The following is a 15,878-nucleotide window of genomic DNA, read 5'->3' as shown; positions in this document are numbered from 1 at the left end:
CGCGCGGCAAACGACGGCCTCCGCTAGAACGCGTAGCGGATCCGGCAGTAGGGCGCTATGTCGGCCATGAGCGTCGAGAGCTGCCGCACGTAACCTGTCTTTGCCCGCGCGCGGTACCTGACGTTGCTGAAGCCGTTCAATGAGACTTTGGCTTCCTGCAGGCCGGGACGCCACAGCACTTCCTCTGCCTGCGGGTGCCAGCCCAGGTTGACGTTGTGCAGCTGCTCATTGTGGGTGAGGAAGATGACCTCCGCCGCCAGCTGGGCTTTGGCTTCGGGGGTCAGGGTTGCGTTGAGTTGGCGCAGCAGTTGTTCCCAGTCGGCAAGCCAGGTATCCGTGATGATGACCGGGGAAAATTCACGTGTACTTCGTAACCGGCTGCAACAAAGTCGTTGATGGCGGCCATCCTTTCGGCCACCGGCGATGTGCGGACGTCGATGGACTTCGCCAGGTCCGCGGGCATCAATGAAAAGCGGATCCTGGTATGGCCGCCATGGTCCCATGCGAGCATCGCGGGGTTGACGAATTTCGTGGCGAAGGACAGCTTGGCGTTAGGCAGTTCGCGGAACAACGCGACCAGTTCTTCCACGTTGTCGCTGATCAGGGCATCCACCGAGCAGTCGCTGTTTTCACCGATGTCGTAAACCCAGAGCTCCTGGTCGCACTGGTTGGGCTCCAGTTTTATCCCCTGGCGGGTGGCGTGCCGTTCGATGGCTCCGGCGATCTGCCCGATGTTCGCGAACACGGTGACCGGGTTGCTGTAGCCCTTGTGGCGGGGAACGTAGCAGTAGGCGCACGCCATGGCGCACCCGTTGGCGGTAGACGGAGCGATGAAGTCCGCCGAACGCCCGTTGGGCTTGACGGCCAGCGACTTCTTCACGCCGAGGACCAGCGCCTCCGTCTTGATCCGCGACCAGCGCGGGACGTTCGTTTCGTCACCGTGCACGTCCGGAATGTTCCAGTGGTTCTCCACCAGCACGACGTCGGCATCCGGCCAGCGCGCCACGATCTCCTGGCCACGGGGCAGCTCCAAAGCTTCAGGCTGCGCGTAGATGCGCCGGACCTGGAGGAGACGGTCAAATTCCATGCACCCCATTGTCCATTGGAGCGGGAAGCCGGCATCCGCACGCCACAGCCGGTGCCCCCGCCGAAAGTCCAGGAGCCCTGACGTTGAAATTGCGGCGGCCCGCTGGACGGTAGACTGGACTGTGCCGTTCTCCGGCCGTTTACCGCCCCGCCCAACCACAGACGCTCCGGGCCGCGGCTTATCCCTGTTTGTGAAAGGCCTTACCTGCTGTGATTACTGTCCAGGATCTTGAACTGCGTGCCGGCGCCCGGCTCCTCATGGACCAGGTGAGCTTCCGCATCGACAAAGGGGACAAGATCGGCCTGGTGGGCCGGAACGGGGCCGGCAAGACCACGTTGACCCGCGTCCTTGCGGGGGAGGGTCTTCCGGCTGCCGGCAAGGTCACCCGGAGCGGCGAAATCGGCTACCTTCCCCAGGATCCGCGGACCCCTGACATGGAACAGCTGGCCCGGGACCGGATCCTCTCTGCGCGTGGCCTCGATATCGTCGTCGGCAAACTCCGCAAGGCGCACGATGAGATGGCCAGCGAGGACGCCGATATCCAGCGGAAGGCCATGAACCGCTACGACCGGCTGGAATCGGAGTTCCTGGCCGCGGGCGGCTACGCGGCCGAGGCTGAAGCGGCGTCGATCTGTTCCAACCTGGCCCTCCCTGACCGCTTGCTGAACCAGCCGCTGAAGACGCTCTCAGGCGGACAGCGGCGCCGCGTGGAGCTGGCCCGCATCCTGTACTCCGACGCCGAGACGATGCTCCTGGACGAGCCCACCAACCACCTCGACGCCGACTCCATCGCCTGGCTGCGTGACTTCCTGAAGAACCACCAAGGCGGCCTGATCGTCATCAGCCACGACACGGACCTGCTGGAAGCCACCGTCAACAAGGTGTTCCTGCTGGACGCCAACCGCGCCCAGATCGACTTCTACAACATGGACTGGAAGCGCTACCTGCAGCAGCGCGAAACGGATGAGCGCGCCCGCAAGCGTGAACGCGCCAACGCCGAAAAGAAGGCCCAGGTCCTCATGGACCAGGCCAACAAGATGCGGGCCAAGGCCACCAAGGCCGTCGCCGCGCAGAACATGGCAAAGCGTGCCGAACGGCTGCTCAGCGGCTTGGAAGCGGTTCGCGAGCAGGACCGCGTGGCAGCGTTGCGTTTCCCCGATCCGTCGCCCTGCGGCAAGACCCCCCTCACCGCGGACGGGCTCAGCAAATCCTACGGTTCGCTGGAAATCTTCACCGACGTGGACCTGGCGATCGACCGCGGCTCCAAGGTGGTCATCCTGGGTCTTAACGGCGCCGGCAAGACCACCCTGCTGCGCATGCTCGCCGGCGTGGATGCGCCGGACACCGGCGAGGTCATCCCGGGCCACGGGCTCAAGGTGGGCTACTACGCCCAGGAACACGAAACCCTGGACCACGACCGCACCGTGCTTGAGAACATGCGTTCCTCCGCGCCGGACATGAAGGACGCGGAGGTCCGCGGCATCCTGGGCTCGTTCCTGTTCTCGGGAGACGACGTCGACAAGCCCGCCGGCGTTCTCTCCGGCGGTGAGAAGACCCGCCTGGCCCTGGCCACCATCGTGGCTTCCAGCGCCAACGTCCTGCTCCTCGATGAGCCCACCAACAACCTGGACCCCGCCAGCCGCGCCGAAATCCTGGGCGCCCTGCGGAACTACACCGGCGCCGTCGTCCTGGTCAGCCACGACGAGGGCGCGGTGGAGGCCCTCAACCCCGAACGCGTCGTCATGCTTCCTGACGGTGTGGAGGACCTCTGGAACGAGGATTACCTGGACCTGATCACCCTGGCCTAGCGGACGGTCAGCTCCCGGGCCGCGGTCATGCGGAGCAGCTGCTGGTAGGTGATGCTGAACATGGAGTTATGGTCGCCTGCTCCGGCCCAGAGCACTTCGTGTTCCCGCAGGCTGGTATCCAGGAGGGTCCGGATGGGCGCGGGGTGGCCCACCGGTGCCACGCCGCCCACCTGCTGGCCCGTGTGCTCCAGGACAAAGTCGGGGGAGGCCCGGCGGATCCTGCCGTGGCCCAGCTGCCCGGACACCAGCTTCGTGTCCACCCGCGCCGCGCCGCTGGCGAGGATCAGCAGCGGCCGGCCGTCCAGCTCAAAGACCAGGCTGTTGGTAACGGCCGCAACGTCGCATCCCAGTGCTTCCGCCGCTGCCAGGGCGGTGGGGACGCCGGCAGCAAAAGTCCGCACCGTATCCGGTAACCCTGCTTCGAGCAGTGCCGAGCGCACCAAGGCGACCGGGCCGGCGTCGTACCCGCTCATTCCTAGAACCCCTGCGCGTCCAGGAGGGCGTCTTCTTCTTCCTCGGCCGTCGCCTTGGAGCGCTTGCGCGCTGGTGCCGGCCGACGGCGGGCGGCCGGGACGGCGGAGTGGACGGCCCCGTCGGCGGGCGCCTCCTCATCCTCGGCGTCTATCGCGGCGTTGCGCGCCTGCTGCCGCGCGGCATAGCCGAAGCCGACGAACATGAGCACGCCGAACGCGAACCACTGCAGGGAGTAGGACAGGTGCGTCCCCTCGTCAGTTGACGGTTTGGGGAAGGCCACAGGCATATCGGCAACGGCCGGGGTTTCCGAGGCCAGCTGGCCGTACGCCCCCGTGAACACCGGATAGCCCAGCTGGGCCGCATAGGTTTGCAGGTCGATGGACGCCAGCTGTCCGGTGGGGGCTCCCCGCTGCAGTTCGGGTTCGCCGTGCTTCAAGCGCACGACGGCGGTCACCTCACCGGCCGGGGCGCGGGCACCGAATCCGGGCTTCCGGGATTCTTGTTTCCGATGGGCAGCCAACCCCGGTCGATCACGACGGTTTCGCCGCTGTCCAGCCGGAACGGGACAACAACCTCGTAGCCCGGTTGGCCGTTGAGGGGCCGGTTCCTCACCACGCGCTGGCCGGCAGCATCGTAGGTTCCCTTGAGCTCAACCTGGGTCCATTCCTTGGCCGGGTCCAGCTGCGCGAACTGGTCCTTCGCCTGGGAGAACGGGATGGGCGTTGCCGAATAGTTGTTGACGACCCGGTTGATTTCGGCCAGGGTTTCAGCGCGGCGGTCCATTTGCCAGCGGCCCAGGAAGACGCACGCCGTGGCAAAGATGGCGGCCAGCAGGAGGTAGCCCAGCCACTTGCTGGAGAAGAGGAAGCGGTACATTCAGATGTCCTGCTCCAGGGGGCCAAGGTCTGCCTGCAGGGGAAGGGTTTCCCTCCAGAGTCCCCGCGTTTGGAGGTAGTCCTCAAGCCATTCCCGGTGCTCGGCGCAGGCCAGCCAGGTCTTCCGCCGCTCGGGAGCGTGGATCTTGGGGTTGTTCCAGAGGAGTTGCCAGGACGCTTCGGACCTGCAGGCCTTCCGCGAGCAGAGCGCCGCCGCCTCCGATGCCATGTCCGATCCTGCTGCGAAATCGAAAAGGCTCATGGCGCCTGCCGCTCCTCTCCCAGTTCCTCGTCGTCTGTTACCAGTTCGCCCTGGAGCACCGCGCTCCCTGCTTCTTCGTCCCCGGCCGGGGGAACCGGGCTCTCGAGCTCCGCCAGGGGCGCGGAATCGATCAGCAGGTCGCTGTGCCCTTCGGCTTTGTCATTGCCGTTGGCTATGACCACCGCCACCCAGGGCAGGAACACCGCGCCGGCCACCGCAATGATCTTGAACCAGCCGTCCACCACGAAAATCATGACCAGGCAGACCATGCGGATGCCCATTGCCAAGGCGTACTTGATCATCCGCTGACGCATATCCTCCGAGTGCGCTCCAGCAGCTTCGGTAATGCTGTGTACCTCGGTATCGCCGGAGAACCGGCCCGGTTCTCCGGGCGCGGAATGTCCCGCATGGTTTTCAAGGGTCACGGTGAATAATCACGCTCCAAAGGCTTCCCTCAATTCTCGCACCATCGGCAGTGCTGCCCAAACCCGTTCCGGGCCTGCCGCTAAGATCGGAGGCAGCCCAAACCACTCACTGCAACCGCGGCCCAGCCTGCCGCAGAAAACCGGAGCCCTCTATGACTGAAGCAGTTTCCGCAGCCCGCAGCGTCCTGATCACCGGCGGAAACCGCGGTATCGGGTTGGCAATCGCACAGGCATTCCTGGCCAACGGCGACAAAGTGGCCGTCACCTACCGCAGTGAATCGCAGCTGCCGGAGGGAATTCTCGGCGTCAAGGCCGACGTGACCGACGAGGCTTCCGTGGACGCAGCCTTCAAGGAAGTGGAAGCCGCCCACGGCCCCGTCGAAGTCCTGGTGGCCAACGCCGGCATCACCAAGGACACCCTGCTGCTGCGCATGAGCGAGGACGACTTCACCTCCGTCATCGACACCAACCTCACCGGCGCGTTCCGCGTCATCAAGCGCGCGTCCAAAGGGATGATCCGGCTCCGCAAGGGCCGCGTCGTCCTGATCTCCTCGGTGTCCGGCCTCTACGGCGCTCCCGGCCAGATCAACTACTCCGCGTCCAAGGCCGGACTGGTGGGCATCGCCCGGTCCCTCACCCGCGAACTTGGTTCACGCGGCATCACCGCCAACGTGGTGGCCCCCGGTTTCATCAATACCGACATGACCGCCGAACTCCCCGAAGCAACCCAGAAGGACTACCTGGCCAGCATTCCGGCGGGCCGCTTTGCCGAAGCGTCAGAGGTTGCCAACGTGGTCCGCTGGATCGCCAGCGACGAAGCCGCCTACATCTCCGGGGCCGTCATCCCGGTGGATGGCGGCCTGGGCATGGGGCACTGACCGGTCCTGCCCACGGCCATGCAGCGAACTAGGCCGGCGGCGCTTATTTGTCGAGGTCGGACAAAGGCATTGGGAACAGCCGCTGGCATGATGGACTGCAGGCCACAACGATTTGGATGTTTCGAACAAAGGAAGCTCGTATGGGACTGCTGGACAACAAGACGGCCATCGTCACCGGATCATCGCGGGGCATCGGCGCCGACGTAGCCAAGATCCTCGCCTCGGAAGGGGCCGCCGTCGTCGTCAACTACCGCCAGAAGGCGCCCCGCGCCAACAAAGTGGTGCAGGGAATCGAGGCTGACGGCGGCCGGGCGGTAGCCGTCGGTGCCGACCTCACCACGCAGGAAGGCGTGCAGGCGCTGGCCAGCGCGGCAATGGAAAACTTCGGGTCCCTGGACATCCTGGTCCTGAACGCTTCGGGCGGCATGGAAACGGGGATGGGGGAGGACTACGCGCTCAAACTAAACCGCGACGCGCAGGTCAACATGCTCAACGCCGCCGTGCCCCTCATGCGGGAAGGCTCCCGCGTGGTGTTTGTCACCAGCCACCAGGCCCACTTCATCAACACCGTTCCCACCATGAAAGCCTACGAGCCCGTTGCCCGCAGCAAGCGCGCCGGTGAGGACGCCCTCCGGGAACTGATCCCCAACCTCGCGGAGAAGGGCATCTCCCTCGTGGTGGTCTCCGGGGACATGATCGAAGGCACCGTCACCGCCACGCTCCTGGACCGCTCCACGCCAGGTGCCATCGAGGCACGCCGCGCCGAAGCCGGGAAGCTGTACTCCGTGGAGGAATTCGCCCAGGTTGTGGCCGGTATGGCAACGGCCGACGTCGAGTCCGGCCACACCGAGTATGCCGGCGGCGCAGACTACTTCGGCAAGGGCGTCCAGTAGCCGCCCGCTGTTGTACCCCTTAAACCCCTGATGGGCTCCGCCAAGCGGAGCCCATCAGTTGTTTGCAGGGACTCAGACCCCAGCGATGTAGCGGACGGCGTCCAGGTAAGGCATGTTCACTGCGGCATCCGCTACCGCCCTGACGGCCGGCTTGGCGTTGAACGCCACCCCGATGCCGGCGGCGCCGAGCATGTCCAGGTCGTTGGCGCCATCGCCTACGGCAACGGTGTGTTCCAGGGCAATGCCCTCCGCCGCGGCCCACTCGCGCAGGTACTTCTCCTTCGCGGCCCGGTCCACCACCGCGCCGAGCACCTTGCCGGTCAGCGCACCGTCCACGATTTCCAGTTCGTTGGCCTGCCAGTGGTCCAGGCCAAGGTCCGCGGCGATCGGTGCGAGGATCTGGTTGAAGCCACCGGAGACCACAGCCACCACGTGGCCTGAGGCCTTGAACGCGGCAACGAGTTCGGCGGCGCCTTCGCTGAGTTTCACTTCGTGGCGGACGGAATTGACGACGTCGGCCGGCAGCCCCGCGAGGACAGCCACCCGGGCGTGGAGGGACTGCGCGAAATCCAGTTCGCCGCGCATGGCGGCCTCGGTCACGGCGGCAACTTCCTCCCGCTTGCCGGCGTACGCGGCCAGGAGTTCGATGACCTCCTGCTGGATCAGGGTGGAATCGACGTCCATGATGAGCAGCTTCCGTGCGGCGGCGCGCAGCCCGGCCGGCACCAGGGCGGTGTCAAAACCCCCGATCGCGGCCTCCGCCACGGCCCGCCGCAGGGACGCGAGCCCGGCCGCCGTGTCGTCTGGAAAGGCCAGTTCGGCCAGGGACACCTGGTAGCGGTCATCGCCCAGGCCGGTCTCGGACAGCACCTCGGCGCCCTGTGCAGCAAGGACGGAACGCAGCTGCTCCAGCCCGTTGGGGGTCAAATTTTGGCCATAGCTGACCGCAGTCACGTTCGAAGTCATGCCTGCAATCTTATCGAGCGGCAACAAGGTCCCCTGCATTCGTTGCGCACCCGCCTCCGGGGGGTTCCCTGGGACCTTCACGCCGGTTATCAGTCATCATCTTTTTTGTCCTAGTGTCTATTCCTATGAGTGATGTTCTGGAACTGGACTCCGTCAGCGTTGTCCGAGGTAAAAAGACCCTGCTGGACAAGGTCGACTGGCAGGTCAACGAAGGCGAGCGGTGGGTCATCCTTGGCCCGAACGGCGCCGGCAAAACCACCCTCCTCCAGATTGCGGCAGCCCGGCTCCACCCCAGCAGCGGCACCGCAGGCATCCTTGACGAAGTCCTTGGCCGGGTGGACGTCTTCGAGCTCCGGCCACGCATTGGCCTGTCATCGGCAGCCCTGGCCACCCAGATCCCCGAGCATGAGAACGTCCTCAACGTCGTGGTCACCGCGGCGTACGGCGTCACCGGACGCTGGCGGGAAGGGTACGAGCGCGACGACGAACGGCGCGCCTTCCGGCTCTTGAACGACTGGGGCATGGGACCGCTGCTCAACCGGACCTTCGCCACCTTGTCCGAGGGGGAGCGGAAGCGTGTCCAGATCGCCCGCGCCCTGATGACCGATCCCGAGCTCGCTGCTGCTGGATGAGCCGGGCGCCGGCCTGGACCTTGGGGGACGTGAAGAACTGGTGCACAAGCTTGGCGAGCTCGCCCGCGACGAAGCCGCTCCGGCCATGGTCCTGGTCACGCACCACCTCGAAGAAGTGCCTCCCGGCTTCACGCACGCCATGCTGCTCCGGGACGGAGGCGTGGTGGCCGCCGGCCCCATCACCGAGGTCCTCACCGAAGAACACCTGAGCACCACTTTCGGCCTTCCCTTGGACGTGTCCGAAAACGCGGGCCGTTACACCGCCACCGCGCGCCGTTAAGCCACGCCTGCCGAACCGTTGTGGAATTTTTCAGCAGCATCATTGTGTTCATCGCCGGCCTGTGGGCCGGGACCATCAATGCAGTAGTTGGCTCCGGGACCCTGGTCACTTTCCCGGTCCTCATCGCCCTGGGGGTGGCTCCGGTCGTGGCTTCCATGAGCAACGCCATGGGACTCGTGGCCGGTACCGCGGCCGGTGCGTTCGGCTACCGCCGGGAGCTCGCAGGACGGGGCCGCCAGGTGCTCCGGCTCCTGCCGGCGTCGGTCCTCGGCGGGATCACCGGGGCCTGGCTGCTGCTGCACCTGCCCGAACAGGTCTTCCATTACGTCGCACCCGTGCTCCTGGTACTGGCGCTGCTGATGGTGGTGTTCCAGCCCAGGCTCCAGGACTGGGTCCGCAACCGCGAGGCCAATCCGGAGCACGCCGTACGGGACAAACGCCACGGGATCCTCCTGGTGGTGCTTGTGTACCTGGCCGGCGTGTACGGCGGCTATTTCGTCGCAGCACAAGGAATCCTGCTGGTGGGAATCCTCGGCGTATTCCTCACCGGGACCATCCAGAACGCCAACGCCATGAAGAACATCCTGGTCCTCGGCGTGAACATGGTGGCCGCCATCTCCTACCTGGTCTTCGCTTTTGACCGGATCAACTGGCTGGTGGTGCTGCTGATTGCCGTCAGTTCCACCATCGGCGGCCTGATGGGATCGAAGGTGGGCCGGAAGCTCTCGCCGCGCGTCCTCCGGGCGGTCATCTTCAGCCTGGGCATCGTGGCCCTGGGCGTCATGATCGCCAACCTGCTGAAATAATCACCCGGTGACCTTCCACTACCTCGAATCCGCCGATGACCCGCGCGTAAGCGACTACACCACGCTGACCGATGTCCACCTGCGCAAGCTCCGCGAGCCTGCCGAGGGGATGTATATCGCCGAATCGTCGCGGGTGCTCCGCCGCGCCCTGGCGGCAGGCCATGCGCCGCGCTCATTCTTCCTGGCAGAGAAGTGGATGGCGGACCTCGACGACGTCTTCCAGGCCTACCCCGACGTTCCCGCCTACATTGGCTCGGCCGCGTTGTTGGAGGAAATCACCGGTTTCCATCTCCACCGCGGCGCGATGGCGGCGATGCAGCGCCCGGCCCCGGTGCCCCTGCCGGAGCTCCTCGCCGGTGCACGCCGCGTGGCCATGCTGGAGGACATCGTGGACCACACCAACGTCAGTGGTCGCAAAATCCAAGAGCCTGACCGAGCTCGTATGCCGGGACGATCAAGGATCGCGGTCCTGGAGAACCTTACCGACCATACAAACGTTGGGGCGATTTTCCGCAGCGCCGCAGCCATTGGCGTCGACGCTGTCCTGGTCTCTCCGCAGTGCGCCGACCCGCTCTACCGACGCTCCATCCGGGTGTCGATGGGGACTGTGTTCCAAGTGCCCTGGACCAGAATCGAGTCGTGGCCTGGTGACCTTGAGGTACTCAAGGATGCAGGCTACTTCGTCGCCGGCATGTCGCTCGGCGAAGGTGCCATCACACTCGATGAGCTGGTCGCCCAGGACCACCCGAACCTGGCCCTGGTCTTCGGCACGGAGGGAGAGGGGCTGAGGCCTGAGACTGATCGGGTGCTCGACGCGCGCGTGACGATTCCGATGATGAACGGCGTCGACTCCCTCAACGTGGCCGCCTCGTCGGCGGTCGCCTTCTACGCGACCAAGTAGGGGCTGAGCGTGACGCCCCCGCCCGACCGCGGCGTCGGGAGCATGAAGAGCCGGCATTGATGCGCCGGGGGATGTACCGCATCAATGCCAGCGGCGACTCCCGAGGAACGTCACAGCGGCGGTGATGGTGATGCCGAGGCCGATCGGGACGCTGAAATGGATTTGCAGCAGGAGTACTCCGCTGGCGGCCCCGGCGAACATGGCGAGGACAGCGCCCAGCCGTCGGTTGAGCAACCGGGGCCGTTGCTTGCCCACAAGTGACTCTCCGGCGAGGGAAGTCATGGTGGAAGTAATGACCACTGTGGTCATGTCTCGTACGCCCAAATGCCGCGCAATCAGGGCCTGGGAGCCCATGTGCATGGCGATAACGGCGGCCACAATGACACCAATGGACTGCCGGCCGACGTCTTCCACGATGAGAGAGATGGCGGCGGTTCCCGTCAACGCGATACAACCCGCTGTGAGAAGGAGCGTCACCCGGCGGTTCCAGCCTTTCGGGCTTGACTGGAGCGTAGATCCGGCAACCGCCGCGCCAAGGAGAAAGGCACCAAGTGCTACCAGTGGGCCCAAAGTTGGCAGGTTCGCCGCCCCGGCTAACGCCATCGCAAGAATCACCACGTTGCCGGTCATATTTCCGGTGAAGACGTGATCAAGTCCAAGGTAGCCGACCGCGTCAACCACACCTGTAACGAGCGTTAGGGCCATCATGAGCATCAGTCGGAACTTTTCCGGAGACGACGCATTTTCTTGTGGGGTAGAGGCGGTTTTGGTACCTGAGCTGGCTACAGCTGATGTCATGGTCTAAGGGATCTTTCATCGTGAGGGGAGGTCTCTATGACCGCCCCTCGGACATGCTTGTTGGTGGTTTTAGATGGGATTTGCGCCGGTGGCCGGGGCGCCATCGTAGCGTCGACGTGCAATCACGGAATGGCCGGCAAGGTCGTCCCGGCCGTTGCCGTTCCGGATCGTGAACGTTATCTCGCCCAACTGGGCAACGGTGTCATCGTCTATCAGGCTTCAAGCTTGGGATGCTCGCCCAGACGGTGCCACGAACGGTTGTAGTAGACCAGGGCGTCGCCGGGTTCGCCCGCTTGGACGTCACGCAGCACGCGGGACTCCAGGGCGTGAACGGCGATGATGGTGGATGTCCCCACCTCCATGCGATCGATGACGGCGCAGCGCACCCAGGCGCGGACATCCTCATACACCGCTTCGCCGGTTGCAAGCGGCGACCAGCGGTGCGTCTGGTCAAAGCGGTCGGCGCCGGGGGTCGCTCCAAACTTCGCCAAGTCGACGTCGAGCGCGTCCAGCAGGTGCACGACGACGGTTTCGGCGCGGGAAAGTACTTCGGACGCAGAGGACAGTGCCGAGACCGAGAAGATCATCAACGGAGGTTCCGCACTCACTGACACGACCGAAGATACCGTCAGTGCCACCGGTCCTTCGCCGGCATCGGCCGTGATGACGGCGACACCTCCCGGATGGCCACGGAACAGTGCTTTGAAATCCTCGGCGGAGAGGGAGGACGGGAAGCTTTGCTTCGGAGCCTCGAGCCATGTGTCCGTGGGGTAAGCATGGAACATCCTTATGACACCTTGGGGGCGGAGCGGGCGAGTTCCTCGCGAATGATGTTTGTCCCTGCGCTGAGGGCACTCAGCTTGGCCAGTGCGACGTCCGGGGGAACGGTGCCATGCCACAGTTGGAGCTGGGGATGAGCTTGTCCGCATCGACGAACTGGAGGGCCATGCGGAGGGTGTTGGCGACCTCCTCCGGGGTCTCGATGGTCTCGCTTGCGACGTCGATTGCCCCGAGCATGACTTTTTTGCCGCGGAGGAGCTCGATGAGGTCCATGGGCACGTGAGAGTTCTGGGATTCCAGCGAGATGATGTCGATGCTGGAGTTCTGCAGCAGCGGGAACGTTTCCTCGTACTGCCGCCACTGTGAGCCGAGCGTCGCCTTCCAGTCGTTGTTCGCCTTAATCCCGTAGCCGTAGCAGATATGCACGGCGGTCTCAGCGCCCAGTCCTTCTGCGGCTCTCTCAAGCGCAGCCACTCCCCAATCCTTGACCTCATCGAGGAAGACATTGAACGCCGGCTCGTCGAACTGGATGATGTCAACGCCGGCCGCTTCGAGTTCTTTCGCCTCCTGGTTCAGGATCGTGGCGAACTCCCAGGCCAGCTTCTCGCGGCTCTTGTAGTGGTCATCGTAGAGCGTATCCACCATCGTCATTGGACCGGGAAGAGTCCATTTGATCGGCCGGTCAGTGGTCGCGCGGAGGAACTTTGCGTCGTCGACGAATACGGGCCGCTCGCGGCGCACCGGTCCGACGACGGTCGGTACGCTTGCATCGTAGCGGTCGCGGATGCGCACGGTCTTGCGTTGTTCAAAGTCGACCCCGCTGAGATTCTCGATGAAGGTCGTGACGAAGTGCTGGCGGGTTTGCTCGCCGTCGCTGACGATGTCGATGCCGCGCAGGCTCTGCTCGTGGATGGCGATGCGCAGGGCATCCTGTTTGCCCTCGAGCAGCGCATCTCCCTCCAGCTTCCACGGTGACCAAAGAGTCTCCGGCTGTGCGAGCCACGATGGTTTCGGCAGGCTACCGACGACGGTGGTGGGCAAAAGTGTGTTCATGATTGACGATTCTCCGTGGGTCAGTTGACGAGTGCGGGGTAGTTGGCGGTCCACTGGTCCAACAGATCCTTGTGGGGCTTGATGAAGTGCTCCTCCGTGTACTTCGCCTGCGTGATCGCGAGCTGACCGCGCTCGACGCGGTCGTAAGCGATCTGGGTCCGCGAGTAATCCTGCTCGCCCAGGCTCGGCTGGTAGACGTGGGCGGCGGCGGAGTTCGCGTTGTAGACCTCCGGGCGGTAGATCTTCTGGAACGTCTCCATGGTGCTGATGGTGCCGATGAGCTGCAGGTTGGAGTAGTCGTTGAGCAGGTCGCCGCGGAAATAGAAGGCGAGCGGCGCAACGCTGCCGCGTGGCATGAAGTAGCGCACCTGCAGCCCCATCTTTGCGAAGTACGCATCCGTCAGCGAGAACTCGTCCTGCTGGAACTCGACGCCCAGGACCGGGTGGCGGTTCTCCGTTCGCCGGTACGTCTTGCTTGTGGAGACGCTGATGCACACCACTGGCGGCTGCGGGAAGCGCTCCCGGTATACCGGGGAATCGAGGAAGTGCTGGAACAGCTTGCCGTGAAGATCGCCGAAGTCCCCGGGCACCGTGGGCTTGCCTGAGTCCCCGACTGCCGCTGGCAGTACGACGCTGAAGTCGAAGTCTCGGACGTAGGAGGAGAAGTTGTTGCCGACGATCCCTTGATGGCGGACCCCGTTCAGCAGGTCGACGATCTGGATATCGAGAACCTCGAACAGCGGGAACTGCTGATCCGTGCCGTCCGCGGTGAACTGTATCTGCACGGAAACGATCTCAAGCTCGAGCGCGTAGCGGTCCCGGTCCGGGTTGTCCCAGTCTGCGAGATCGTTGAAACGGCGCCGAATCATGGTCAAGGCGTTGCGGAGGTTCTCCTGGCGGTGTTCGCCCCGCGCCAGGTTGGCGAAGTTCGTCGTGATCCGGGATCCTTCCGACGGGGAGTAGTCCTCGTCGAAGCGGGTCGTGGTAACGCTGAAGGTGAAGTCGTCTGCCATGTGCTGCCAATCCGTTGATGGGCCGGAGACGGCCTTTCCGAAGGGGATGCATCCATGCTGCAACCTTCCGAGGGATATCAAGTAACTAGTGGTTGTTATGCATTCATATAGAATTTGCCTATGCCCCAGATAACGAGCGGATTGACCCTGCAGCAGCTGCGCTACTTCATAGAAGTTGCAGCTGAGGGGTCGATCTCCGCGGCTGCCGATCTTCTCTACGTAGCGCAGCCGACGATGTCCGCCGCGATGAAGGACCTTGAGGCCAGGGTGGGCCGTGCGCTCCTGGTTCGCTCCGCCCGCGGGGTCACCCTCACCGCCGACGGGGTAGAGTTCCTCGGCTACGCGAGGCAGGTCGTCGAGCAATTCGCTCTCCTCGAGCAGCGCTACCTTGGTAGGCCACCGCGGCGACGCCTGCTTGGGGTGTCAACGCAGCACTACTCGTTCGCGGTGGACGCCTTCGTCCGGATGGTCAAGGCCACTGAGGTGGCCGAATACGAGTTCTCGCTGCGTGAGTCCCGCACTTGGGACATCATCGAGGACGTCCGGACGCTCCGCAGCGAGATAGGCATCCTCTACCGGAACGATTTCAACCGGAAGATCATCGACAAGCTGCTCCGCGAATCCGGGCTGGCGTTCTCTCCGCTGTTCCTCGCCGATCCGCACATCTTCATTTCACGGAACAACCCGCTCGCCTCAAAAGAGCGAGCGACTCTGGAAGACCTTGCCGGCTTGCCGCGGCTGACCTTCGATCAAGGTGCGAACAACTCCTTTTACTTCGCCGAGGAGATTCTCTCCACCTTGTCCAGTAAGCAGGAGATCCGGGTCTCTGACCGTGCGACGATCTTCAACCTCATGATCGGGCTCCACGGCTACACGATTTCGACGGGAATCATCAGTGGGCAGCTCGACCCGGAGATCGTCGCCATCCCGCTCGACGTTGACGAACGCATCGAAATCGGCTGGATTGGCCACGCCGCGATTCCGCTCACCGACCAAGCGCAGCGCTACCTCGGGGAACTGCGGGCCGTCGTCGCTGAATTCGGCGTGGCGCTACTCGGCTGACTGCAGTTGAGCGGGCGATTCTTTACCCTCGGGTGATTCGTGCCGGGCTCCGGCGATGTTCCACGCAGTGGAATGCCTGCAACACATTGCAACCACCACCAACGTCGGCGCGATTTTCCGCTCTACCGCCGGAGCGTCCGGGTCAGTATGGGCACCGTCTTCCAGGTGCCCTGGGCGCGCCTGCAAGACTGGCCGGGGACCCGCAGGTAATCAAGGACCACGGATTCACGGTCGCCGCGCTGGAGCTGACGCCGGACGCCGAGGCCGGCACCTTGGCCGCCGTCGACCTCGCTGTCAAAATCCCGATGCGCAACGGCGTGGATTCCCTCAATGTGGCCGCGGCGTCCGCCGTGGCGTTCTGGGAGTTGCGCGCACGGGGGTGACCTGCGTCTTCGCAGGGGCGCCGGTTCGTCAGCCCCCTCCGCTTGGTCTATGATGGATAGCTGGTTGTCCTGCTTTTTCAGCTTCGGCTGATCCGACAGATCCCAGCCATCCCATTCATACCTGGCAACTGGCAAAATCCAGTTGCGCGAACAAAGGTCCAATTATGAAGTCTGATACCCACCCGAAGTACGAAGCTGTTGTCTTCAACGACCTGGCCTCCGGCACCAAGTTCCTGACCCGCTCCACCGTGTCTTCCTCCAAGACCATCGAGTGGGAAGACGGCAACACCTACCCGGTCATCGACGTCGAAATCTCTTCCGAGTCCCACCCGTTCTACACGGGCAAGCAGCGCATCATGGACTCCGCAGGCCGCGTCGAGCGCTTCAACGCTCGCTTCAAGGGCTTCGGCGGCAAGAAGTAATTCCTTCGCCCAAGCTTGTTGCTGGACGCCCGCACCGGAAACGGTGCGGGCGTTCTGCGTTAACCGTGCACCCGTTTTCT

The 15,878-nt window shown here is 64.3% G+C and carries 14 protein-coding genes and 5 pseudogenes; 9 read left to right on the top strand and 10 right to left on the bottom strand.

What is annotated here, in order from left to right; translation table 11 throughout:
* Positions 1–23: 23 nt before the first annotated feature.
* Positions 24–1,087: pseudogene (locus tag ACX5I6_RS15235) on the bottom strand (spore photoproduct lyase family protein).
* A 209-nt stretch (positions 1,088–1,296) separates the two neighbouring features.
* On the opposite strand from ACX5I6_RS15235, the gene ACX5I6_RS15230 reads away from it, so the two are divergent.
* On the top strand, positions 1,297–2,895 hold the full coding sequence (locus ACX5I6_RS15230) for an ABC-F family ATP-binding cassette domain-containing protein (RefSeq protein ID WP_285246053.1): 1,599 nt from the start codon (positions 1,297–1,299) through the stop codon (positions 2,893–2,895).
* Here the strand turns inward: ACX5I6_RS15230 and ACX5I6_RS15225 are convergent.
* From ACX5I6_RS15225 to ACX5I6_RS15210, 4 genes and pseudogenes are all read right to left on the bottom strand, one after another.
* Entirely contained in the window at positions 2,892–3,368 is a 477-nt protein-coding gene (locus ACX5I6_RS15225; protein ID WP_461841013.1) for a YbaK/EbsC family protein, read from the bottom strand. The two genes, ACX5I6_RS15230 and ACX5I6_RS15225, sit on opposite strands and share 4 nt — an antisense overlap.
* Positions 3,369–3,370: 2 nt before the next feature.
* Positions 3,371–4,152 (bottom strand): annotated as a pseudogene (locus ACX5I6_RS15220) (SURF1 family cytochrome oxidase biogenesis protein).
* A gap of 93 nt (positions 4,153–4,245) precedes the next feature.
* The gene (locus ACX5I6_RS15215) at positions 4,246–4,506 is read right to left on the bottom strand and encodes a hypothetical protein (RefSeq protein ID WP_461841012.1); all 261 of its coding nucleotides are present in this window, start codon (positions 4,504–4,506) and stop codon (positions 4,246–4,248) included.
* A complete protein-coding gene (locus ACX5I6_RS15210) occupies positions 4,503–4,931 on the bottom strand; it encodes a DUF3099 domain-containing protein (RefSeq protein ID WP_461841011.1) in 429 nt (142 codons plus the stop codon). The genes ACX5I6_RS15215 and ACX5I6_RS15210 overlap by 4 nt, the downstream gene beginning before the upstream one ends.
* A 152-nt stretch (positions 4,932–5,083) precedes the next feature.
* On the opposite strand from ACX5I6_RS15210, the gene ACX5I6_RS15205 reads away from it, so the two are divergent.
* Both ACX5I6_RS15205 and ACX5I6_RS15200 read left to right on the top strand, forming a co-directional pair.
* A complete protein-coding gene (locus tag ACX5I6_RS15205) occupies positions 5,084–5,809 on the top strand; it encodes a beta-ketoacyl-ACP reductase (RefSeq protein WP_109044611.1) in 726 nt (241 codons plus the stop codon).
* A 140-nt stretch (positions 5,810–5,949) separates the two neighbouring features.
* On the top strand, positions 5,950–6,702 hold the full coding sequence (locus tag ACX5I6_RS15200) for an SDR family oxidoreductase (RefSeq protein ID WP_461841010.1): 753 nt from the start codon (positions 5,950–5,952) through the stop codon (positions 6,700–6,702).
* Positions 6,703–6,774: 72 nt separating this feature from the next.
* On the opposite strand, the gene serB is transcribed toward ACX5I6_RS15200, so the two are convergent.
* A complete protein-coding gene (gene serB, locus ACX5I6_RS15195; protein WP_461841009.1) occupies positions 6,775–7,668 on the bottom strand; it encodes a phosphoserine phosphatase SerB in 894 nt (297 codons plus the stop codon).
* Positions 7,669–7,793: 125 nt separating this feature from the next.
* Here serB and ACX5I6_RS15190 point away from each other — a divergent pair.
* From ACX5I6_RS15190 to ACX5I6_RS15180, 3 genes and pseudogenes are all read left to right on the top strand, one after another.
* Positions 7,794–8,580 (top strand): annotated as a pseudogene (locus tag ACX5I6_RS15190) (ABC transporter ATP-binding protein).
* Between the two features lie 20 nt (positions 8,581–8,600).
* Positions 8,601–9,386, top strand: coding sequence for a sulfite exporter TauE/SafE family protein (locus tag ACX5I6_RS15185; RefSeq protein WP_018761301.1), 786 nt, complete (start codon positions 8,601–8,603; stop codon positions 9,384–9,386).
* Between the two features lie 7 nt (positions 9,387–9,393).
* Positions 9,394–10,287 carry a TrmH family RNA methyltransferase gene (locus ACX5I6_RS15180; RefSeq protein ID WP_461841008.1) on the top strand — a complete coding sequence of 298 codons (894 nt, stop codon included), beginning with the start codon at positions 9,394–9,396 and terminating at the stop codon, positions 10,285–10,287.
* Positions 10,288–10,368: 81 nt separating this feature from the next.
* On the opposite strand, the gene ACX5I6_RS15175 is transcribed toward ACX5I6_RS15180, so the two are convergent.
* The 4 genes and pseudogenes from ACX5I6_RS15175 to ACX5I6_RS15160 form a co-directional block, all read right to left on the bottom strand.
* Positions 10,369–11,085 (bottom strand): YoaK family protein, encoded by a 717-nt coding sequence (locus ACX5I6_RS15175; RefSeq protein ID WP_461841007.1) that lies wholly within the window; start codon positions 11,083–11,085, stop codon positions 10,369–10,371.
* Positions 11,086–11,297: 212 nt separating this feature from the next.
* A complete protein-coding gene (locus tag ACX5I6_RS15170; RefSeq protein WP_461841006.1) occupies positions 11,298–11,870 on the bottom strand; it encodes a flavin reductase family protein in 573 nt (190 codons plus the stop codon).
* 2 nt (positions 11,871–11,872) lie between these two features.
* Positions 11,873–12,918, bottom strand: a pseudogene (locus tag ACX5I6_RS15165) (methionine synthase).
* A 20-nt stretch (positions 12,919–12,938) separates the two neighbouring features.
* A complete protein-coding gene (locus tag ACX5I6_RS15160) occupies positions 12,939–13,931 on the bottom strand; it encodes a DUF1852 domain-containing protein (protein WP_461841005.1) in 993 nt (330 codons plus the stop codon).
* A gap of 120 nt (positions 13,932–14,051) precedes the next feature.
* Here ACX5I6_RS15160 and ACX5I6_RS15155 point away from each other — a divergent pair, with 120 nt between their 5' ends.
* From ACX5I6_RS15155 to ACX5I6_RS15145, 3 genes and pseudogenes are all read left to right on the top strand, one after another.
* Positions 14,052–14,993, top strand: a complete 942-nt coding sequence (locus ACX5I6_RS15155; protein ID WP_461841004.1) for a LysR family transcriptional regulator — start codon at positions 14,052–14,054, stop codon at positions 14,991–14,993.
* Between the two features lie 117 nt (positions 14,994–15,110).
* A pseudogene (locus tag ACX5I6_RS15150) lies at positions 15,111–15,376 on the top strand (TrmH family RNA methyltransferase); the annotation flags it as partial.
* A gap of 164 nt (positions 15,377–15,540) precedes the next feature.
* The gene (locus ACX5I6_RS15145) at positions 15,541–15,798 is read left to right on the top strand and encodes a type B 50S ribosomal protein L31 (protein ID WP_018761303.1); all 258 of its coding nucleotides are present in this window, start codon (positions 15,541–15,543) and stop codon (positions 15,796–15,798) included.
* Positions 15,799–15,878 lie beyond the last annotated feature (80 nt).

This window comes from Arthrobacter sp. MMS24-T111 (assembly GCF_054888995.1).
The sequence above is the reverse complement of the archived record's forward strand: the minus strand, read 5'-3'. Positions and strand labels throughout refer to the sequence as shown.